The 21892-nt window shown below is 43.7% G+C and carries 20 protein-coding genes and 1 pseudogene; 11 read left to right on the forward strand and 10 right to left on the reverse strand.

Annotated elements, in window-relative coordinates:
* Positions 1-10: 10 nt before the first annotated feature.
* From lysA to HAL07_RS07660, 4 genes and pseudogenes are all read left to right on the forward strand, one after another.
* Positions 11-1207 (forward strand): annotated as a pseudogene (lysA, locus tag HAL07_RS08335) (diaminopimelate decarboxylase); the annotation flags it as partial.
* Positions 1190-1918, forward strand: coding sequence for a chorismate mutase (locus HAL07_RS08340; protein ID WP_306315105.1), 729 nt, complete (start codon positions 1190-1192; stop codon positions 1916-1918). The pseudogene lysA and the gene HAL07_RS08340, both read left to right, overlap by 18 nt.
* Positions 1908-2795, forward strand: coding sequence for a DUF2156 domain-containing protein (locus HAL07_RS07655; RefSeq protein ID WP_082355977.1), 888 nt, complete (start codon positions 1908-1910; stop codon positions 2793-2795). The genes HAL07_RS08340 and HAL07_RS07655 overlap by 11 nt, the downstream gene beginning before the upstream one ends.
* A 73-nt stretch (positions 2796-2868) precedes the next feature.
* On the forward strand, positions 2869-3252 hold the full coding sequence (locus HAL07_RS07660) for a hypothetical protein (RefSeq protein WP_053941433.1): 384 nt from the start codon (positions 2869-2871) through the stop codon (positions 3250-3252).
* On the opposite strand, the gene HAL07_RS07665 is transcribed toward HAL07_RS07660, so the two are convergent.
* From HAL07_RS07665 to HAL07_RS07690, 6 genes are read right to left on the reverse strand one after another with little or no spacing between them, the layout of a single operon-like run.
* The gene (locus tag HAL07_RS07665) at positions 3249-3593 is read right to left on the reverse strand and encodes an SEL1-like repeat protein (protein WP_053941434.1); all 345 of its coding nucleotides are present in this window, start codon (positions 3591-3593) and stop codon (positions 3249-3251) included. The genes HAL07_RS07660 and HAL07_RS07665 overlap by 4 nt on opposite strands.
* Before the next feature lie 19 nt (positions 3594-3612).
* On the reverse strand, positions 3613-4104 hold the full coding sequence (locus HAL07_RS07670) for an SEL1-like repeat protein (RefSeq protein WP_053941435.1): 492 nt from the start codon (positions 4102-4104) through the stop codon (positions 3613-3615).
* Between the two features lie 34 nt (positions 4105-4138).
* A complete protein-coding gene (locus tag HAL07_RS07675; protein ID WP_053945626.1) occupies positions 4139-5398 on the reverse strand; it encodes an RNA polymerase factor sigma-54 in 1260 nt (419 codons plus the stop codon).
* On the reverse strand, positions 5398-6120 hold the full coding sequence (gene lptB, locus HAL07_RS07680; protein WP_053941437.1) for an LPS export ABC transporter ATP-binding protein: 723 nt from the start codon (positions 6118-6120) through the stop codon (positions 5398-5400). Before lptB ends, HAL07_RS07675 begins: the two co-directional genes overlap by 1 nt.
* Positions 6113-6523: a tRNA (adenosine(37)-N6)-threonylcarbamoyltransferase complex ATPase subunit type 1 TsaE gene (gene tsaE / locus HAL07_RS07685; RefSeq protein ID WP_104741907.1), complete on the reverse strand. Its 411-nt coding sequence runs from the start codon at positions 6521-6523 to the stop codon at positions 6113-6115. The genes lptB and tsaE overlap by 8 nt, the downstream gene beginning before the upstream one ends.
* A 2-nt stretch (positions 6524-6525) precedes the next feature.
* Positions 6526-7947: a DNA polymerase III subunit gamma/tau gene (locus HAL07_RS07690; RefSeq protein WP_053945627.1), complete on the reverse strand. Its 1422-nt coding sequence runs from the start codon at positions 7945-7947 to the stop codon at positions 6526-6528.
* A 106-nt stretch (positions 7948-8053) separates the two neighbouring features.
* On the opposite strand from HAL07_RS07690, the gene ggt reads away from it, so the two are divergent.
* From ggt to HAL07_RS07715, 5 genes are read left to right on the forward strand one after another with little or no spacing between them, the layout of a single operon-like run.
* Positions 8054-9727, forward strand: coding sequence for a gamma-glutamyltransferase (ggt, locus tag HAL07_RS07695; protein ID WP_053945628.1), 1674 nt, complete (start codon positions 8054-8056; stop codon positions 9725-9727).
* Entirely contained in the window at positions 9727-10479 is a 753-nt protein-coding gene (locus tag HAL07_RS07700) for a spermine/spermidine synthase domain-containing protein (protein WP_053945629.1), read from the forward strand. The genes ggt and HAL07_RS07700 overlap by 1 nt, the downstream gene beginning before the upstream one ends.
* Positions 10476-11063 (forward strand): dephospho-CoA kinase, encoded by a 588-nt coding sequence (coaE, locus tag HAL07_RS07705; RefSeq protein ID WP_053945630.1) that lies wholly within the window; start codon positions 10476-10478, stop codon positions 11061-11063. Before HAL07_RS07700 ends, coaE begins: the two co-directional genes overlap by 4 nt.
* Positions 11060-11839, forward strand: a complete 780-nt coding sequence (locus HAL07_RS07710) for a DNA-methyltransferase (protein WP_053945631.1) — start codon at positions 11060-11062, stop codon at positions 11837-11839. Before coaE ends, HAL07_RS07710 begins: the two co-directional genes overlap by 4 nt.
* Entirely contained in the window at positions 11827-12420 is a 594-nt protein-coding gene (locus HAL07_RS07715; RefSeq protein ID WP_053945632.1) for an HNH endonuclease, read from the forward strand. The genes HAL07_RS07710 and HAL07_RS07715 overlap by 13 nt, the downstream gene beginning before the upstream one ends.
* A 388-nt stretch (positions 12421-12808) precedes the next feature.
* On the opposite strand, the gene HAL07_RS08035 is transcribed toward HAL07_RS07715, so the two are convergent.
* Positions 12809-12967, reverse strand: coding sequence for a hypothetical protein (locus tag HAL07_RS08035; protein WP_162200579.1), 159 nt, complete (start codon positions 12965-12967; stop codon positions 12809-12811).
* Between the two features lie 1961 nt (positions 12968-14928).
* On the opposite strand from HAL07_RS08035, the gene HAL07_RS07730 reads away from it, so the two are divergent.
* Positions 14929-15699, forward strand: a complete 771-nt coding sequence (locus HAL07_RS07730; protein ID WP_156295962.1) for a DUF6710 family protein — start codon at positions 14929-14931, stop codon at positions 15697-15699.
* A gap of 64 nt (positions 15700-15763) precedes the next feature.
* Entirely contained in the window at positions 15764-15919 is a 156-nt protein-coding gene (locus tag HAL07_RS07735; RefSeq protein WP_156295963.1) for a hypothetical protein, read from the forward strand.
* Between the two features lie 783 nt (positions 15920-16702).
* Here the strand turns inward: HAL07_RS07735 and HAL07_RS08410 are convergent.
* From HAL07_RS08410 to HAL07_RS07750, 3 genes are all read right to left on the reverse strand, one after another.
* Positions 16703-16906 (reverse strand): recombinase family protein, encoded by a 204-nt coding sequence (locus HAL07_RS08410; protein WP_156295965.1) that lies wholly within the window; start codon positions 16904-16906, stop codon positions 16703-16705.
* 337 nt (positions 16907-17243) lie between these two features.
* Entirely contained in the window at positions 17244-19676 is a 2433-nt protein-coding gene (locus HAL07_RS07745) for a DUF262 domain-containing protein (RefSeq protein ID WP_053945638.1), read from the reverse strand.
* Positions 19663-21690: a DUF262 domain-containing protein gene (locus HAL07_RS07750; RefSeq protein ID WP_053945639.1), complete on the reverse strand. Its 2028-nt coding sequence runs from the start codon at positions 21688-21690 to the stop codon at positions 19663-19665. The genes HAL07_RS07745 and HAL07_RS07750 overlap by 14 nt, the downstream gene beginning before the upstream one ends.
* Positions 21691-21892 lie beyond the last annotated feature (202 nt).

Consider the following 21892-nt stretch of genomic DNA (forward strand, 5'->3'; position numbering starts at 1 on the left):
CCCCGCACAAATCGCCACTTTGGCGCACAAAACCCCTTTTTACCTCTACGATTTAGACGGCGTTAAAAACGGCTTTTTAGAGTTTAAAGAGGTCTTTAAAGGACAAAAGTCACTCATTTGCTACGCCCTAAAGGCCAATTCTAATCTAGCTCTTTTAGAGGTCTTAGCCAAAGCGGGGGCGGGGGCAGATTGCGTGTCTATTTATGAAGTCCGCCGCGCGCTTTTAGCCGGCATTGCGCCCTACAAGATCATTTTTAGCGGGGTGGGTAAGTTAGAAAATGAAATTGTAGAGGCCCTAGAGAAGGGGATTTTATTTTTAAATGTGGAGTCTTTTGAAGAGCTAAGACTCATAGAGCAAATCGCAAAAGAGCACAACACAAAGGCCCGCATTAGCGTTAGAGTCAATCCTAACATTGACCCCGCCACACACCCCTATATCTCTACGGGGCTGTGGGAGAATAAATTTGGCGTGGAAGAAAAAGAGGCGGTGCAAATGTTTATGTTTGCCAAACAATCCGCCTTTTTAGAGCCCATCGCCTTGCAGTTTCACATAGGTTCGCAACTCTTGCAACTCTCCCCCCTGAAACAGGCCTTTGAAAAAATGGCGGCTTTAGCCCGCTTTTTGCTAGCCAGTGGGGTGGAGCTGAAGTTTTTTGATGTGGGCGGGGGGCTTGGCGTAGCTTACCAAGACGCACAACAGCCCATATCCTTAAAAGACTACGCTAAAGCTATTTTTAAAGCCACAAAGGGCTTGGATTTAACCCTTGTTTGTGAGCCGGGGCGGCGCATTGTGGCAGATCATGGGGTTTTGATCACTAAGGTGCAATACACCAAGTCCAACGCCTATAAAAACTTCGCCATTGTCGATGTGGGGATGAACGACTTTATGCGCCCCGCCCTTTACCAAGCCACACACCCCGTGCATTTACTCACCCCCAAAGACACCGCACCAGTGGCTTACGATTTGGTCGGGCCCATTTGTGAGAGCGCGGATTGCTTTGTTAAAGGTGTCAGTTTGCCTAAGTTAGAGCGGGGGGATTTGTTGGTGTTTGAAAAAGTGGGGGCTTATGGGGCGAGCATGGCAAGCCACTACAACAGCCGCCCCAATCTTTTAGAGTTAGGTTTTGAGGGGGGAGAAATCCGCACTCTAAGGGAGAGAGAAGACTTTTTTGACTTGATTGAACACGAAATGGGGCATTTAAAGGGGGAGGGCATCGCTTCTAAACGAGCGCAAATCGATCAAATCGATCAAACCTTAAGCAAACTTCTAAACGCCCGTTTTGCCTTAAGCGCGCTCATCGCCAAGGACAAACACGAAGCAGGGCTTAGTGTCTATAACCCCATTAGAGAAGCTGAAATTTTTACCAAAGTAGGAGGGCAGTTAGAGAGCGTTTATACAGAGATTTTAGGCGTGTCTAGGGGGTTGGTGCGCCCCGAAAAAGTGGGTGTGGCCACGCACGCCAACACGGCTAGAAGACTTTTAGGGCAGAGGTTTCAATTAAAACTTTACAACCCCCTAACGCTCTTTGAGTCCATTTTGCTTAAAAATGTGGATTACGGGCTTTTAGAAGTGCGTGGCAGTAGCGCCTACGCTCAAGGGCTAGAAACCCTAGTAGAGCATGTCAGCCAACAACGCCTAGAAGTGGCGCACAGCTTTAAAATCGGGGAGGTGTGGTGCTTGTTGATCGGGCGTTTTGGCTTTTTGGTGCAAACAAGTCCCACACGGCGGGCGTGGTGGTTTGCCCCCACAAAAGTGCAAGAAGTGCGCGCCCTTTTAAATTCTTGCAAAGACCCTTATTTTTTAGCCATACCGCCAGGGTGCTTGCTAGAGGCAAATATAGACCTAGAGTTGCCCGCCCACTTACAGCCCCTCATGTTAGGCACTTATTCTCATACACGGAGGACATGTGGAGTTTAGCCCCCTTAGTTTAGAACAAAAGAGTGCTTTAGATGCAGCCTTGCAAGCGGATCACTTTATCGTGGCCGATGTCAATTTTACCAATCTATATCTTTGGCAAAACGCCAGAGAGATTAGCCTAGCCTGCACGTGTGGTTGCACCATCATAAAAACTCGCTACCCCCAAGAAAACCCTTTTTATTTTTACCCCATAGGCTCAGGGGACAAAAAAGCAGCCCTAGAGGAACTCAGCGCCCACGCAAGGGCACAAGCGCAGACCTTAGAATTTAGAGCGTTGCAAGTGGAGCAAAAAGAAGAATTAGAGCGTTTTTTCCCCAACGCCTTTAGCTTTGAAGCTAAGAGGGATCGCTTTGACTATGTTTATAGTGTAGCCGAGCTCATCGCTCTAAGCGGTAAGAAATTCCATAAAAAGAAAAACCACTTAAATGCCTTTTTAAAAGCTTACCCCCACTACACCTACGAGCCGATAAACCCTCTAAATGTTCCCGAATTAAAACTTGCTCTAAAAGAGTGGCACGAGTTAGACGACCCACAAGACTTAGGCCTAAAGCACGAGCATATGGGGATTTTAAACACCCTAGACATTTACGAAAAACTGCCCTTGCTTGGAGGGGTGATTAAAATCGAGGGGCGGATTGTGGCGATGAGTTTTGGGGAGAAAATCAACGAGGACATGGCGGTGATTCACATTGAAAAGGCGGATCCAAGCGTGCGCGGAGCTTATCAAATGATCAACCAACAGCTCTTAAAACACGCCTTTGCTGATTGTGTGCATGTCAATAGAGAAGAAGATTTAGGCATTGAGGGCTTGCGCCAAGCCAAAATGGGCTATAACCCTGTGTTTCTCGTAGAAAAGCACCACGCCCGCTTGGTCTAAAATTTGAGACTAAAATTACCATCGATTAGCTTTAATACCCTAGCATGGGGTATTTAATTAGAAGGAGTGTTTCGTGGATTTGCTTGTTAGGCAACTTAAACATGAGGACTTGCAGGAGTTTCAAAAGATCGTTGCTGGGTTTGGGGCGAGCGTAACTGTGTTACCCGACATTAAAACCTCCCCCCAGCCTTCGGTCTTACAAAGACTCTCGGACGACCCCATTGAGGTGAATATGCCCCTTGTGGATGGGGCGTTTGTGGCAACTTTAAACCGCGAAAAAAAAGAAGTCCAAAAGACTTATTCCAGGCGTTGCCAAGATGCGCTAAACACACAAAAACATCGCCACGATCACCACAAGCTCGGCTGTGGGCGCACGCACCACGCTGATAAATTCACCGAACGCCCCCTACGCCACAGCGACAGAGACTCCGACTCTGGGTTTGGGATGGATATTTAGAGCCACTGCTCTAAGTCTTGCATGACTTGGGTGTGTTTGTCATCAGGCGCACCGTCTTCTTCGTAGGTCTGGTAGTTTTTAATCGCCTCTGTGTAGAGTCCTTTGGCTTTCCCTAAGTCTTGCGCCACGCCTTGCCCGAGCTCGTACATTTTGCCTAGAGCGTAAAACTCATAGCCGAAGTCGTTTTCCCTGCGGGCGATTTTATAAAAATATCCAAACGCCTTTAAATAGTCTTGTACCATGTGAGGCGCGCCCTGCGCCTCGCCATTGTATTGGTTAAACAAATCCAAGAGCGCATCATCGCTCAAGTGCAAAGATAGATGGGATAAATCCTCTAGCATGGGCATCCTTGTTTTTGGGTTAAAAAGAGAGTCTTCTTTTTGCTTTGGGGTTTGGTTTTTTTAAATAAAGGCGTAAATAGGACTTGGTGACTTCTAATTTCGCCTCCTCTAGCTTGCTTTGATAGTGCAAGGCTTTTTGGGTGTCCTTAGCCACGCCATCGCCCATCTCATAGGCCGCAATGAGCTTAGTCAAGGCGTGTATATAAATCCACTGGGTCTTAACCGCCACTTGCACGACCCCCTGATAGCAAGAAAGGGCTTTTTGCATGTCTTGAGCGACCCCCTGCCCCTTTTCATACATTTGCGCCAAGCGGTGGAACACCTGCCCGTTGCGGCAATGCCCAAAGACAATTTGCTTATACAGGCTAAACGCTCTTAAGTAGTCATGTACGCTGTGAGGAGAGAGGCAAGTTTTAGAAGCTCCCACCTGTCTTTTTCCGCACCCATTGTAGGCGTTAAACATTTCCAACAAGGCAGCATCACTCAAATTTAAACCCATTCCAGCGGACATACAACTCCTTTTGCGAAGCGAGGATTCTAACACACTATGTTAAATTTAAAGCTATATTGTAAAGCTTTTTACGCTCTGTGGAGCTGGCGATGTTTAAGAGTTTGCGGTACTTGGTGATGGTGCGGCGCACCATCTTAAGCCCAAATTGCCTTTCAACCAACTCCAGAATTTTTAAATCGCTCATGGGGTGTTGTCTATCCTCCTTGCTGATGATCTCTAGCAAAAATTCTTTAATAGCGGCGTTAGACACATCGCCCTCTAAAGCGGTGGCAAAAAAGCACTTGATCGCAAAGACCCCCCGACTGCACGCCAAATATTTATTCGAAATCGCTCGCGAAATGGTGCTCGCCGAGTAGCCAAACTCTTCTGCAATATCCACTAAGCGCATGGGCTTGATCGCCCCGCCCTTAAAAAAATCGTATTGGTATTCCACGAGCATGAGCCCGATTTTTTGGATGGTTTGGTGGCGCATTTGCAACGCATCCACCAAATCCCTAGCCTCTTTAAGTTTCTCTTTTAAATACCCATTGTCTGCGGTGATTTTATGCTGTTCTAACACCACTTTAGGGTAATAACCCTCATTGAGTTGCACGCTGATGTCCCCGTCTTCTTCAAGCACTAAAATGTCGGGGATGATGGGGGGCAAATTCTCAGAAAACTCCAAAGCGGGGGGGGTTTTAAAAGAAGTGATGGTTTGCATGGCTTTTAAATATAGGGGATTGTGGCGGTACTTTTGGTGTTGCTCTAAATCCTCTAAAATCTTAGCGCAAAGTTCGTAAGTGGGTAAGTCCAGCTCTTCGTGCTGGATCAGCTGAAAATAAAAACTCTCCATCAGATCGCGCGCGGCTATGCCCGGAGGGTCTAAGTAGGCGAAGCGTTGGCGCACCTTTTCATAGTCGCTCGCTAACACGCCCAAGCTTGAGGCCTGCGTCTGTGTGTCTCCCTCAAAATACCCCTCTGGGCTTAAATTATCGATGATGTCCATGGCGATTTTAAGAGACATCTGTGTGGGGAATAAGGGGGGTAAAAGTTGTTCGTTTAAAGTTTGGTGCAAAGTTTTGGGGCGCACGCTCAAGCGTTCGATGTGATCGCCCAAAGCGTTTTTAGGGAGTTTGTAAAATCTTTGGGAGCTAAAGTCTGTGCGCATCCCGCTTTGCACCCGCACAAAGGGGTTATCTCTGGCACAAGTCAATAAAGTTTCTTCAATTTCTAAGGGGTCGCTTTGCAAAATAGGCAACCAACTTTTGAGGGTAGCAGAGAGCTTGTTTTTAAGGTTTGGGCGGGCGCGTAGCATTAGGCCTTAAAACTCTCGCCTAGATAGTATTTACGCACTAAGGGGTTGTCATAAATTTGCGCCGCACTCCCGCTAGCTAGCAAAGTCCCGCTTTTGATCACATAAGCCCTGTGGCACACGCTTAAAGTCTCACGCACATTGTGGTCGGTGATCAAGACCCCGATATTCATCTCTACGAGGTGCTCGATGATCTTTTGGATGTCTAAAACAGCGATGGGATCCACCCCCGCAAAGGGTTCGTCCAATAAAATAAACTTAGGGTTTTTCACCAAAGCCCTTGCGATTTCCACGCGCCGCCGTTCCCCGCCACTTAAGGACATGCCCTTGCGCTCTCTAATGGCTTGGATATTAAAAGCGTCTAGCATCTCTTCAATACGCTCTAAAGCGTCTTGATTGCTTTTAAAAGTCGTTTGGGCGGCGAGCATTAAATTGTCCTGCACGCTCAAATCCTTAAAAATGCTCGACTCTTGGGGCAAATAGCCAATGCCCATATTCGAGCGTTGGTGCAAGGGGTAGCTAGACAGATCGATGTCGTTTAAATACACCTTGCCCCCGCTGGGTTGCAAGAGCCCACAGATCATATAAAAAGTCGTGGTTTTGCCCGCCCCATTAGGCCCTAAAAGCCCCACCACTTGCCCGCTTTCCACTTCTAACGACACATCATGCACGATTTTGGTCTTTTTAATTTGTTTGCTGAGGTTTTCGGCTTTTAATTTATCCATGCGTCAGTGTGTAGCGGCAACTCTCTTTGCCCCGCTCTAGGCTTAAGATTAGGGGAAGAAATCCGCAGGATTTTAGCCACGCTAAAAGGCGGGTGTCTCCCCACTCGATGAAATGCACCCCCGCTTGCTCTAAATTCTCCAAAACCCCCAAAGCGTGCAACTCGTTGAAGTCTTTTAAATAAAAATCGTAATGGTAAATGCAAAGGTTTTGGGCGTTGTAGATGTGTAGCAGGCTAAAAGTGGGCGAAGTGGCGCTGGGGGCATTGTGCGCCTTGCAAAAATGTTGTACGAAAGTCGTTTTCCCACTGGCTAAATCCCCTTGTAAAAAAATGAGCGTGTGGGGGGTCAAGTGGGCTTGCAGAGCTTGCACCACTTGGGGGATTTGTCCTTGGTCGGCGCGCATGTCTAGCAATCCTCCACCTTGCCATCTGTGGTGCCCAACTTGTCTTGCATGGCTTGCATTAAGGATGGGTTATTTTCTTTAAATTGCTCTAAGGGCTTGGGGTTTGTCTTGTTTGTTTCGATGCGGGCATTTGCGCCAAAAACCTCTCTCAATCTGGGTACAACCAAATTTTCATAGTGTTGGCGTAAAAGTTGCCTAGCCGGTCCTGTGGCGCTAGAGTGCAAAAACAAGACACCATTTTTAAAAGACTGAAACACCACAAACTCCCTAAACACCCTACCCAAGTCGGCATGATCGCTCTCGATCTTGGCGATGAATTGTTGAAACAACTCTTCAGGAGAACCAGCGTGGCTAGGGGCGGGCTGTGCTGGGGGTTTGGGCTGTGGCTGGGCTTGGGCGGGGCGATGATCTGTGGGCGGAGCGGGGTTTTGTAGGCTAGCTTGCATTTTAAGCGTGCTTAAAGCCAGCACAAAATCCCCCTCGATCCCATAGTTTAAGAGGGGTCGTGCTTGCGCGATTGCGTCCATTAAAGGCTCTAGCACGCTTAAAGACCATTTTTGGCTAAACATGGCCTCTTTTAAAAAGCGCGCCATCTCCTCTAGCACCATTGCAATGTCATGCGCGCTTAAAATCTGTAAAAAGTCCTCAACACTCTCGCGGGCAATCAAAGCGTTAAAAAACCCCTCCAAGACTTTTGTATCCACAAGCCCCAACATCTGACTTGTGGCCAGCGCACTGACATTTTGCCCGCTAAAGCTCATCGCCTGCTCGGCTAAGGTCAGAGTGTCGCGCAAGCTCCCCCCTCCACTTCTAGCCAACATCTCTAAAGCGGCCTCTTCATAGCCCACGCCCTCTTGCTCGAAAATAAATTTTAGATGCGCCACAACCGCTTTAAGGGGGATTTTTCTAAAGTGGAATTGCTGTGTGCGGCTTAGGATTGTGGCGGGGAGCTTAAAAGGGTCTGTGGTGGCTAAAATGAATTTGACATGGGCAGGAGGCTCTTCTAAGGTCTTTAACAAAGCGTTGAAAGCCTCTTTGGTGAGCATATGCACCTCATCGATGATGAAAATTTTAAACCGCCCTAAAGAGGGTTTGTATTTGCTCTGCTCGATGATCCCGCGCACATCTTCAATGCGCCGATTAGAAGCCCCATCCATTTCAATGGTGTCTAAATGCGTACCTTGCAGACTCTCCACACAACAAGAGCAAGCATCACAGGGCGTGGCGCTGATGCCCTCTTTACACTGCAAAGCCCGAGCAAAAATGCGCGCACTGCTCGTTTTGCCACTCCCTCTAAGTCCGCTAAACAAATAGGCGTGCGCTAAACGGCCACTCTCTAGGGCTAGGCTTAAGGTTTTAGCGACACTCTCTTGCCCCACCAACTCTTCAAAATGCTTGGGGCGGTATTTCAGCGCAAGGCTCAAGGGTTTCCTTTAAAATGGATGTACCATTATAGCCTAATTTACATGGGGCTTTGCTCAAACAATTCATGCTAAAATGCGGGTTTTACTTTAATCTTTGGAGGCAAATATGCGTGTATTTGGGCGTTTATGTGCTTTAGTGGTCATTAATGTGAGTTTAGTTTTTGGAGCATCTTACCCCCCCATTAAAGGCCCCGCGCTGGCTCTTTCAAGCCACTCTTTAGCCGATCAGATCGGGCAAGAGGTGCTGGCTGAGGGGGGCAACGCCATCGATGCGGCGGTGGCGATCGGCTATGCTTTGGCGGTGGTGCATCCCTCTTCGGGCAATTTGGGAGGGGGCGGATTTGCCGTGGTGCATTTGGCTAATGGAGAAAACATCACTTTAGACTTTAGAGAAAAAGCCCCCCTGAAAGCCACAAAAAACATGTACTTAGACAAACACGGCAATGTAATCCCTGATTTGAGCACCGATGGCTATTTGGCAGCAGGTGTACCCGGCACTGTGGCTGGTCTTAGCGCACTTTTAGACAAATACGGCACCCGTAAGCTCGCCACTTTAATCCAACCCGCCATCGATCTAGCTCAACACGGCTTTAGACTCACCCAAAGGCAGGGCGAAACGATGTTGGATGCCAAACCCCGCTTTGCCAAATACGCGAGCAGCCGTAAATATTTCTTAAAAAGGGGCATGGTGGCCTATCAAGAGGGGGATTTATTCGTGCAAAAAGACCTCGCTAAGACCTTAACCCTCATTAAAAATCAGGGCCCCAGTGCCTTTTACAAGGGCAAAATTGCGGATTTAATCGTGGAGGACATGCGCAAAAACGGCGGGATCATCACTAAAAAAGACCTAGCCACCTACAATGTCGTGTGGCGTAAGCCCGTAGTGGGCAGTTATAGAGGCTATAAAATCATCTCTATGGGGCCACCCAGCTCAGGCGGCGCGCATGTGATTGAGATTTTAAACACCATAGAAAACGCCGACTTACACAAACTCGGCTTTGGCTCTAGCAAGACCATCCACATCATGGCCGAGGCAATGCGCCAGGCTTATGCTGACCGCTCCGTGTATATGGGCGATCCAGACTTCATCACCATCCCGCTAGAAAAACTCACCAGCAAGGCCTACGCCAAAGAAATTTACGACCACATCCAGCCAGGCAAAGCCACTCCAAGCAGCCAAATCAACCCCGGACTAGGGCAGTTGCACGAGGGCAAGAACACCACACACTATTCTGTTGCCGATAAATGGGGCAACGCCGTGAGCATCACCTACACCATCAACAACTATTATGGCAGCGCGGCTGCTGTCAATGGAGCAGGCTTTTTGCTCAACGATGAAATGGACGACTTCTCCATAAAACCGGGCACACCCAATCTTTACGGGCTTGTGGGTGGGGAGGCCAATTCCATCGAGCCCAACAAACGCCCCTTAAGCTCCATGTCGCCCACTATTGTGTTAAAGCACAATAAGGTTTTTATGGTCGTGGGCAGCCCCGGGGGTGCAAGAATCATCACTACCGTGTTGCAAGTGATCAGCAATGTCATCGACCACAAAATGGACATCTCTCAGGCTGTGAGTGCCCCGCGCTTTCACATGCAGTGGTTGCCCGATGAAATCCGCACAGAACCTTTTGGCATGGTAAAAGATGTACAAGAGAACTTAGAAAAAATGGGCTATCACATTGTGGTTAAACCCGTGATGGGCGATGTGAATGCGATCGTCGTCAACTCCAAAAGCCATATGATGTATGGCGCACACGACCCCCGCAAGGAATTTTAATGTTTGTATTTGAGCCGACCAAAACCCTAGAGGGCAAGAGTTGTCAAGCCACGCTTTATCACTCCAAAATGGGGCAAATCGCCCACATCACGGGGCAACAAGGGGGGTTGCTCTTGCAAGACTTCCCCCACTTAGAGGCCGAGCTTTTAGCCCATATAGCCGCTTGCACGCACCCTAAGCCACAAGATGCGTTGATCTTAGGGGGCTTTAACACAGAGATCGCCTTTGAGCTGTTACGCCATGAAAATTTAAAAGTGGATTTTGTGCAAGAAGAGGGGGTACTCTTAGAGGAGCTAAAAGACTTCTTGCCCCACTTTGCAAGCCTACAATCCAATCCCAACTTTAAGCAATACCCTAAAATCCTAGATTTAGAGGTGAAAAAATACGATTTGATTTTTGCCCTAAACACCCTTAACGCCCACCAGATTGATGGCTTGCAACGCATGCTTGGCACAGAGGGGATTTTAATTGCGAGTACGCCTAGCCCCCTAGTAGAGCCCACAGCCTTTAAACAAAGCGTGCAAGAGCTTGCCCCCCACTTTAGCGTGCTGATGCCCTTTTTAAACCCTTATGCACCCCTGCCAACAAGCTATCTTTTTGCCTCCAAGCAAGCCCACCCTTTAGCAGACATGATCTTGCAAAAAATAGACATGCTCGAGGGTTTAAGCCATTACAATGAAGAAATCCACACCGCCGCCTTTGCCCAGCCCCAACGCTTACATCAAGAGCATTTAGGGTTGTTTAAAAATTGAGCCTCAAACACGCCTTTGTGCTCACCGGGGGGATTGGCACGGGCAAGAGCACGGTGGCTAGCCTACTTGCTCTGCATGGTTACGCCATTTTAGATGCCGATAAGAGCGCACACGCCTTACTGGGAAAACACGCAACAGAGTTGATTAAAATCTTTGGTGAGGGCATTAGCCAAAACGGGCAAATTGTGCGTAAAAAACTAGGGGCACTTGTCTTTGGCGACCCGGCTAAAAGGGCAACCCTTGAGGCGTTTTTACACCCTAAAATCCGCCTAGATTTATTGCAACAAGCCCACTCCCTTGAAACCGCTAAGAAACCCTATTTTTTAGACATTCCGCTGTATTTTGAGATCGAGGGGCAAAAGAGTTATGGCATTTCGCAAATCATCTTGGTTTATGCCCCAAGAGAGGTGCAGATACAAAGAGTCGCTCAAAGGGACCACTTGAGCCAAGCACAAATCTTAGCCCGTCTAAACGCCCAAATAAACATTGAGCTTAAGCGCACCCTAAGCCCCTACATCTTAGACAACTCCAAGGATTTAAAACACCTGCAAACACAGGTAGAAGTCTTTTTAAACAGCCTATGAGCCTTTATTTCACCCATAACAACATCTCTTTACACCACGCCAGTGCCCTAGACCCTATGGCTTTAGAAAAAGAGAGTCTCGATTGCACCATCACCTCCCCGCCCTACAATGTCGGGATCGCCTATAGCAGCAATGAGGATGGCCAAAGCTATTTAGAATATTTAGACTTCAGCGCCACTTGGCTACAAAACGCCTATTTATGGGCTAAGGATAGTGGGCGGCTGTGCTTGAATATCCCCCTAGATAAAAACAAGGGCGGGCAACAGAGCGTGGGGGCGGATTTGATCACTCTGGCCAAAAAAGTGGGCTGGCTTTATCACAGCAGCATTGTTTGGAACGAGGGCAACATCTCTAGGCGCACGGCGTGGGGCAGCTGGCTTAGTGCGTCTGCTCCCTATGTCATCGCCCCAGTCGAGCTCATCGTCATTTTATATAAACGGACATGGCGCAAGGCACACAGGGGAGAGAGCGACATTTCTAAAGAGGAATTTATGGCTTGGACCAATGGGCTTTGGCAGTTTAACGGGGAGTCTAAAAAGCGCATAGGACACCCCGCCCCCTTCCCTAGAGAATTGCCACGCCGTTGCATTAAACTCTTTTCCTTTGTGGGAGACACCATTTGCGACCCTTTTAGTGGGAGCGGGACAACCATGCTCGAAGCCCACCTACATAAACGCGCCTTTGTGGGTTTAGAGCTAGATGAAAGCTATTGCGCCCTAGCCAAAGAGCGGTTTTTAAAGGAAGTGGCTAAAGAGAGGAATTTATGGGACAATTAGATTTAATTATGGAGTTTTTTAAGGCAAATCCCCATCGAGACATCGCCCACCTAGAGGTGGTGGATTGGGTGGTGAAGACCTACCAAGAGCGCACGGGCAAGGTGTTTAGGGATCCGGATAGAGGGATTCGCTCATTGCACCAACAGGGCAAACTCATCAAAGTTTCTAAGGGTGTGTATCGTTACGACCCTAATTTTGTGCTGCACCCAAATTTAGAGGATTTTAGCCCGGCTTTAAAAAAGCAAATTTTAGAACGAGATGAGCATAAATGTGTGATCTGTGGAGCTGGAGAAAAAGAGGGCGTGGAGTTGCATGTCGATCACATCAAGCCCAAAGACTTAGGGGGCAAAGCCACTTTAGAAAACGGACAGACTCTCTGTGCTAAACACAATTTCTTAAAAAAGAATTTTAATCAGACCGAAACGGGCAAAAAGATGTTTCTACGCCTTTTAGAGAGCGCACAAGAGGCACAAGAGCTGGAGCTCGTCGCCTTTTTGGAGGAAATCTTAAGTGTGTATGAAAAGCATGGGATCAATGGACATGTGGTGTGGAAAAAGCCGGATTTGGGCACAGAAAACTAAAATGTTTCACTAGACTGACACCCGACTAAAAACACCCGGGATTCCTCGCCCACCCACCACAAATCCACAAACCCCACTTTGCACGCCATGTTTATTGTGATGCGCTGTGCTTGTTGTGAAGCCTTTGGCATTCAAAAAGGATTTTTTGCGCCTCACTGCCAAGACTCAAAGGCGCTTGGAGTGCTGTTTTACTTGTGCTGGTAATGTTTTAATTACTGTGTGCTCTACCACTAGGGCGGCTTGAGAAGATGGACCACCCTCTCGCATAAAGCCAACAAAACACCGCTACCCCCACGGCTTAAGGGGAAACTAAGAGTTTTAGGGGGTGTGCTAACCCCCCTAAAAGAGCTCTAAGCAGGGCTTAAAGGCTACTCTGCCTCCACATCGATCACATCATCGTCTTTTTTCTTGGAGGCTTGTGCGCCTCCTTACTCGTTTTGTTGGCGTTTTCGTTTTTGAGCGTGCTTTCCAAATCGCTTAACGCTTTTTGGATTTTTTCCACTTCGCTAGGCTCCAGGTTTGCCTTGTGTTCTTCGAGGTTTTTCAATGCTAATCTTGTGGTGTTGCACTAGCACCAGATGAAGATTTGAATGTAAGTGTGAATATTTCGTAAAAAGGGCATCTGCTCTTGGCATGAATATAGACTATAAAACGGCCAGCGGGCAAACTAGATGATCCAAAATCCCCTGTGTTAGCCGTTAGGGGTATGTCAATCTTAGGCCTAAAATTTGCATCTACAATATGATTTTCTGTATAATTTTGTCTCTAAGTTCAAAAATTAAAAGGGTTTAAGGTGGGTATTGCTCGCGCACGCAAAATTGTATTTGAGAACTTTAGGAACTTGGGGGTTTATGGTTCTAAAAAATCCGAAACTAGGCTTGATCTAGGTGTGATTGGAACTGGGGGGTTGATTTGTCTCATCGGAGCCAACAATGAGGGAAAAAAGCTCTATCACAATATCAAATACTATATCAGAAAGTTCTGCCCCGAGTTCCTCGAGAGCTAGCTCCATAATCTCCACCCTACAAAGCAAATTATACAAGGCGTTCAGCCGCTACATCTATGGATACATAATCAACAAGAGAAAGAAAAAACACAATCAAAATAGATGGACTGTATAGAGGTATTAGCTCACAACACACTTTGGGGGTTATCACATCGTAGGCTTGGTTTTCAAGATAAAAAACCTTGGCAGCGTAAAATTGGCAACATTGGCAAATATTTTAACAACTTCTCAAATGAAGTTCATCACCCCGCGGGGGTGATTTCTTTGTATGGTTGAAGGTAAATGGTAGGTTGGTTGGATAAAAAAATAAAAAAATAGATTAAACAGCAGTTTAGCTAAGTTCGGATACAATAGCCTTGTGGTGGGAGACAGCCCCATAGAAAGGTCGCCTCTCGTTTTTCTAGTTCAACGGCGTGACCAGCACCGCCAAAACCACAAGCGCTATCAAAATTTTCATAGCGGGGTCTCTTTCCAAGATGTCACCCCCTACAGTCTTCGACCTTAAGCTTGCGCTTATGCTCCAAATTGTGATCAAAAGGCGACCTGCTATGGCATCCGTAGGGCAAAATATAGCCAAAAATGGTTGAAAAATACACTTTTTACAAGAGCTTAGAATTTTTGAGAAGACCTTAACTTTTTTATTTTTTAATCCACACCAGCCTAACTATGCTACCCTTGCCCCAGTCAAAGGATTGCGTATTGAGCCGCAAAGAACGCATTAAACTTGAAATTGATGTTTTGAGGGTCTTGATAGTGGTCCTGCTCACCACCACCTTTGGGATTTTTGGATTTGCCACCATTAGTTATCTCAAGGTTAATCTTTTTCAAGGCATTGCGATTTTCATTGGACTAACAATCCTAAGCGATTCTCATCGCTCAAGGCTTGGTAGATTTGCTTGAATTTTTGCGCTGCAGCGCTGTATTTTTGCCGTCTGTGTTTAGAAACCCGTTTTTGCAAAGCATCCTGAATTGGGGGTGTGCCTTCCTGTTCCTTAGTTTGGGAGGCTTTCTGTTTTTTAGGAGGTTTAAGTTTTAGGTTCTTACCATACACTTGATACGCTTTGGATGTGGTGATTCGAGCGTATCCAACCTCTTCTTTAGAAAAAGTTAAAATCCTCCAAAAATTTGAAAAACTTGTCTGTTTGACCTATTTTTGATGTGTCGATTAGGTTTGAGATTACCTAAACTTCATTGTGCCAATGGCACATATAAGATTATAACCGTGTTTTAATTGACATTGGGGGGACACATCAGTATGTTTGGCTATCGCCTCCTTTGATATGCCACGAGTCGACCAATGCTACTAGGTGCACAATATAACTACTGCTTTATCTTGGTAGTAAGATCATTTTGGGCATTAATGTGGAGTATATAAGAATTTTTTGAAGAGCCGATTCATCCTGCAAAAAAGAAATTTATTAGGATTTTGTACGTTGTCGAGAAGATTAATAGGTCTGTTGATGAGGTGTATAAAATGTAGGAAAAAAGAGGTGGAGCGCGCGGTGAAACATAGGGTGCGTATAGAGAAGGAAAGAATACGTGCGGAAGAAGAGAAAATATGCACAGAGAAGGAAAGAGAGATTTATAGGCAATTGATGGAATGTGCAAGGTATATTGTAAAGACGATTGATGGGAAAGGCAAAGCTAATTCTAGTAGTCATAAACGCCAATGCCTCTTAGAGTTAGTGTATGCTATTTTGCGTCCTTTGCAAAGTGAGCTTTTTTTGCACTTTTTAGAAGGAGGGGGAATGATAGAGTGTGATTTTTTTGAACCATGCGTAATGGATTTTATGAGAGGGCAACGATCAGAGCAAAACGAGTTGGAATTTAATGCTTCGAAGCATGCGTTGTGTCTTAACAAGGATGCTATATTTGCTTGTACGTGGGATAGTGGTAAGTATCTTGATGCGCTTTGTAGTTACGGAGATTGCAGGACACCTAAATGGGAGTTGTGGAAACAACAGAATCAGGAGGGTAAACCTCAGTGTGACAGACATGACATAATATTATGGCTTCCTTGGTGTATTGCTAAGGTCGGGGCCAATGGTAACCATTCCATTGCAGCTGGTATTTCAAGTTCTATCTGTGCTCCTTTAAAGCCTGATCGTATTTATGATATGTCGTTTATATTGGATTTAATTGAAGTTGATGAAAAGGGAGAATATTATCGCGATAGAAAAACTAATGAAAAAATAGCAGAAGTTAAGTCTGGGCATCGTGCGGCTGCTTTTGAAATAGGGCGTCTTATTAGAGAATGCGAGAATGCGACTTAACCCAAACCCACCAATCCACCCTTTACCCCTAACCCCCAAAATCCCAGGGGGCGATAGACTTCACTTGAACACCATTGCCGACATAGGCAAACACAGCTATCTAGCCAAAGCCGAACGAGAGATGGTAAGACGGCGCATAAAGTCTGCTTTGGTGGCTAAAAAGCTGAAAGACAACACTTGGGGCGTGAGAAAAGCACTTTTAATAAGAATCACCCACTAGACCCTTTTCAGGACACAATCCGTTTTAAAGTTACTAGATTGTCCTAAAAAACCCAAGCTTGTAAGTTTTTTGCGTTATTGCAAAACGAGGGGACAAAAGTAGAGATCACGCTTTTGAGTAACAATAAACTAAACTAATACTTTTACTTTGAAAATATAAATAACAAATACAAATATATAGAGATTAAACTAATGCAAAAGTTAGCTAAACATGCCTGCCCACATCTCCCTTTTGCTGTTGCTCTTGGTCGGCGTTTAAAAGGCCATAGGACGCTTTCTTGGGGGTTTATGGGTTAGGGGTGAAGTAACGATTGTAGGCGTGATATGGCGTGAAGAGAAGGTATAAAGGGAAGGAGTCGAGCTAGACAAGTTGGTAAGATAGTCATAGAACGCTCTAAAACGCTCCACAATCGATTTTGTGGGCTTGGTAATGGGCGGTGTGGGGGGGTTTACTATTTTTGCCAAAATCGCGCTGTATGACCAGTTTATGGCTCTAAAAACGCTATGTATTCTCTGGAGCAGTCTTTGGGGCTATTGGTTCATTGTCTTGTCTGCCCCTTTTCTTGGATTTGGGCTTGGATTTGGGTTTTGTGAGCAATTTTGTGGACTTTGTGGGTTCTGTGAGCTATAAGGGCTTGTTGTGGAGCTTGGGTTGTGTGAGCTGGTTGCTCTTTCTTGAGACGGCCTACGGGGCGTTTAGGCTCATTGCTAGGTTTTTTGGCTTTCGTGGCACTTAGCATAGCCCCAAAAGCTCGCTCAATCTTCAAAGCTCTTTCGTATTGCTCTAGCAAATTTGCTTTTTCATGGTAGCTTTGATCTTTTGGAGCTCATAGCTATAAATGGTTATGGTTGGCTCACCTAATGCATTGTCATAAGTGCTTAATTCGGGCTGCCTTATAAAGCACACAGAAATGCCGTTTTGGTTAAAGAACTCCATTAGGTTCATCACTTCAACCATTGAACGCCCCAAGCAAGTTAATTCGGCCATTTTAAGCTCTCGCTTGAGTTCATAAATACGGCGTTGCTCTTGTACCTTATTTGCTACTCATTTCTACTTCAATCCATTTACCAACGGTTAGATTCTCTTTTCGAGCATAGGTTTCTATGTCGTGGCGTTGTCCATCTTGCCCTTGTGTATCTGTGGGTATACGCACCACTCTATGCAAATCTTTGTACTGTGACTGGGGTAAGTCCAAATTGATAGAATGTCTATCAAAACAAAGAGAAACTACCTTTCGACTTTTGAGTAGCTCTCAAAGGCGTAATGCATGCAGAATATACAAACTTGCGCAACGCAAGTGTACCATTTATACTTTTTTAACAATTTAACAATAAGGATTTGCAGGAATTTTTTCCAAAATCTTGTCAAAAGACCCGAATACATTGTCTAGATCAATGGGATAGGTATTCTCACCTATTTTAACTTCGGATTTTTGGCTATTAGCAAAGACATGTTTATCACCAATTTTGAAGTGAGTGCTCTTGTAATAGTCCTCATCTTTCTTACTATTGCTAGTGTATTCCGCGCTTAGTCCAGTAACACCTTTCTCTCTGCAGTAGAGATAAAAACCATAGCCTAATAGATCACGTGCACTTGAAGAATCTTTCACCCCTTGTAAAAGAGAAACTTTCACAAGCACCAGATCACCAGGTTTGGGTTTAAATGGTTTAAAAGCAATTCTGCGAGTTCTCTCAAAGACATCCTGCTTTTCATTTAAAAATTCGAACAATCCCTTTTGTCTAATCAAAAGTTGATCCCACCATGCCCTTTTGAAAAAAGCATCGCTCTCCATATAACTTTTTACGATTTCCTCCATCCTTTTCTTTAACATTCCAATCAATTCTCCTTGGATCCTAGTCGATTCTTCTTCCTTTTTCTGTTCTACTATTCTTTTTATAGCCTCTCTGATTCCATTAACCTTAATAATCTCGTCCAAAAGATGTTGAAAATAGGGTAGCTTCTCTTTATTTTGAGAGCCACTCAAAAGTCGATTAGTGGCCTCTTGATCTCTAACATGTTTAGTTGGTTTGTGTCCGTAAAAATAATTAGTCTGATAAAAACTATAATCTCCCATGCACAAAAACGCCCTCTGGAATAGGGCAAGGTACTCTTTGAGAAATTCTTCACTATAAATTAGCATAGTAAGATGAGCATATTGTTGGAATTTCTCCAAATTAGGACATTGATATTTTGATGGCTCAGAAGATTGAGAAATAGGCTCTATTTTCCCGTCAAATTTTTCATCACTAAAATCTAACAAAAAATCTACCCATCCGCACAAAATATAGTGATCGCTAGTTAGGTTCAAAATATTTTCCCAATCTTCAAAGCCTTTCTCCCTCTCTCTATCATTTTTAATGAGCATCGCCTTTCTTTTTTCTAGAAGATAAATTTTACGGTGGAAACTTGTAATATTTTCTTCATTCTCCTTATCCTTCTCTGATTTTCCCCCTAAAGATAAAAACTCATAAATATTCTTATCGTGACAACCCTCAGAAATAAATTTTAAAAGGTGAGAAAATTTTTCGATGTCATTTGTAGATATCTCACAGTTTTCTATGAGATGCTTGCTTACCCTTAAATAGTCTGTAAGAGCTTGCTGTCCGATCCCTTGTTCTTGATTTGTTTCAGCTAAAGCTAATAGAGAGAAAAAATGGCAAATTTCGTTGTGTTCTAATTTGATAGAAAATTTCGGTTCAAATTTAAAAAATTTCTCACCACGGTTTTTTTTAAGAATGTTCATGACACGATCTAGCGATCGAATATTTTCGATGTCTTGCAATGGTGCATAAAACTCGCCGACTGGCCTATCTAGATTATGGATATCATCGCTGTCGTCCACCTTATTTATCCCTTGGCTATATTTGAAAAAGATATTAGCATAGTGCAAGAAACGCAAGCCTCCAATATCAAATTTCTCAGGTTCCCCCTCGAAAAAGTAATCGCTCCATTTATTTTCAATATGTCTCAAGAGTTGTGCGTGGTCTTTGATATTTAACTTCTCCTCCATAAAGGCTTTGAGATTTTCATACGGACTCAATTGTTTACCTCTAGCGTTCATCTTAATATAGAGATCCTCACCTAGCTCAAACTTGCCCATGTTAAAAACATCGAAAGTGATGTTTTCTAAATTCTTAAGATTTTTCTTTAGTCGTGCAATACCCTTTTTGTTTTTCTCTTTGCTTTCACTGCAACACTCATATTTGTTGCAACAATGGTCATATATCAAATCCAACATACACAACATTGCACCAATGGTCGGATCATTATCCAAATTTTTCAATCCCCCGAAAGCACTACTTGCGTCTCTTATAGCCTTACTCGGTCTTATGGTTTGACTTTTCAAGGAATTCTCAAATTTTTTCTCCGAATCGAGAACAAGTGCTTTACAAAAATCTTTGGAGCCTGTGCGAACAGAATAAGTAAAATTTTTGAGAATATCTCTTACAGACTTACATGTCCGCTGATCTACGGTATCGAGTTTACTTGCTAGTTTATAGAGGTAAAGATGTAAAAGCCACAATGTGGTGATCCGTTGCTGTCCATCAATCGGAATAAATTTTTTATCCTTTTCATAACCATAGATAAAATCTAGGTGCAACTTCCCTCTCTCACCATTCAAAACTTCAAAAAGCGTATTTAGAAACTTGGTGGCAATACTTTTTTGATCCCTACGACCCTGAACATAATCTCTTTGAAGGATAGGGATTTCCACTTTGTAATCTTTTAAAAAATTTTTAAAATTATATCTTTTCATTGCTGTTCTTAACATACGATGCTAAACGCCGTTTAATCGCTGCCAAATACTTATTTCGATCCTCTAATGTAAAGATATTATAGGAAAGGAGTTCTTTCTTTTCTTTTTTTTCATGAAACTCTAGAAAATCTCTAGCAAAAATCATCTTGGTAGTGGTAAAAAAGAACCATCCAAATTTATCAATCTTTTCTTTCTTTTTACTAAAAATAAGATTTCCCATTGCACTATTGGCACTTTTACTTAGCAAAGTTAGGTTAGAAATTTTGTGTAAATCATCTCTGTTGTCAAAATCGTCATCAATTTTTTTAAGCAAGCTTTTTAATTCTTTTTTTTGTAAAGAATCAAGCTGTTTATTCTTTGTCTTAGATTCTTGCAAAATTTCCAGCATTTCCTTAATCTCTTGTTTGAGCTCTTCACTCACCTCACACTCTTCCACACCTTTCAACCATTCAATCGTAACTTCCCTCTCATCCTGCTCACTTTTCTTATTCTCACTTTTCATGGTGGTGGAAATACCCTTTGAATTTTGTGCATGAATATGCTCTAATGTCCACTCCCCCAATGCAAAACGATTGAATTCAAAATAGCCCTCCTCGTATCCCCTTTTTTCCTCACTGTAATCATCATCTGAACCATTAATCCAATAGTCTAGTTCAAAGAGCAGAAGTAAAGACTTCAGGATTTTCCTATCTTTGGGATAACATAAATCCTCAATATTCTTAGGAACTTCTTTTTTTACCCGTTTAAGGAGGAGCTCTACAAATTTTTCTTTTTTCTCAGCTTCATTTTTCGAATTATTGGCTTTCTTTTTCCAATCTTGGTATAAATTGTAGATGCTTATACCATTATAAACCAAAAAACCAAGATAGTGAAAGATTTTCCGCCTAGTCCTATCATCATCTTTGGAAATGTAAGCGTGATCGTGAAAGAAAATGATAGCACGCTTAACTTCATCCCACATCTCTTGTATTTTCTCTGCTTTTTCTGTTGCAAGATACTGATCGTAAATGCAACGAAAAAGACCCTTTTCCTTTATCTCTTTGTTAGGCACAACAGCTTCAAAATAAACCCTAATTCTTTGGATGCTATCGCGCAACATAGGAAAAGTATTTTTTTTTGATTTTTTCTTGCCAATATCATCCTTTAAACATTCTTCGACGAACATGATATCTCTCTTTGGATTGACAGCACTTAACCAACAATAAATAAAATCTCCATAAATAGCGTTATTCTTTTTTTCTCTCGTTTTAATTTCTGTTTCATACCAAAACTCTGCCCTTTCTTTAAGTTCACATGTCTGTTCATCTTTATCCTCTTTGCTACTTGCACCTTTACTCAAAAATAATGCCTTAATTTTCTCTACTTCCTCTAAGGGGATTTTGCCACTATTGAGTCTTCTAAAAACTTCATTTTCCTCATCGAGCGCTTCATACCAAAGAATTTTGTACTTTTCTTGATGTGGATCTAAAAAGTTTAATAAAAAATTTTCTCGTTCCTCTTTCTTTTTATCTTCAAAAAATCTTTTGATGCTTTCATAAGCCTTGACGAAGTGATAAAAGTCAATGTTTGTCTTGATGTTCTCTTTGGTTTCATCGCTTTGGAAATTGTCTTTGATTTTTTTTAAAAATTCTGCACTTCCCATACGTGCTTCATATGCTATTTCAAAGTGACTGTTTTTGTAAATACTTTCTTTTTCTAATCCCTCCTCAGCACTTTTAAGGTATTCAATTATCAAAAAGATTGTAGTAAGTCGCTGTTGACCGTCAATAACCCTATATTTTCCCTCTGAATCTTGTTTCACCACTATTGGTTGCAAACAATAAAACTTAGCTCCATTATTTTTTCCAAAGTCAAAATTCCAAATATCGTTCAAGAGATCTTTGACCTCTTGTTCTGTCCATCTATAACCCCTCTGATAACTAGGGACAAGAAATTTAAAACCTCTAAGATCTTGTATAGATTTTAGATTATCTAAACCATCGTCTTGCACAAGTTCTGAATTGTTGTATTCCACATTTTCTCTATTAAGCATCAAAAATCAGGCCCTCGTGATTCATGCCTCACATTTTACCACACTTTACTTTGCACAATAAAACGAGCAATGATCGTATCCCTTGTGCTCCTAATCGTTTATCGTTTTAATACAATTTTAAATATTAATTACTATTTGAATATATAGATCAAAGAAGTAAATAGCACAAAATTCGAGTCTTAGC

The sequence above is a fragment of the Helicobacter ailurogastricus genome (assembly GCF_001282945.1).
Lineage (GTDB): Bacteria > Campylobacterota > Campylobacteria > Campylobacterales > Helicobacteraceae > Helicobacter > Helicobacter ailurogastricus.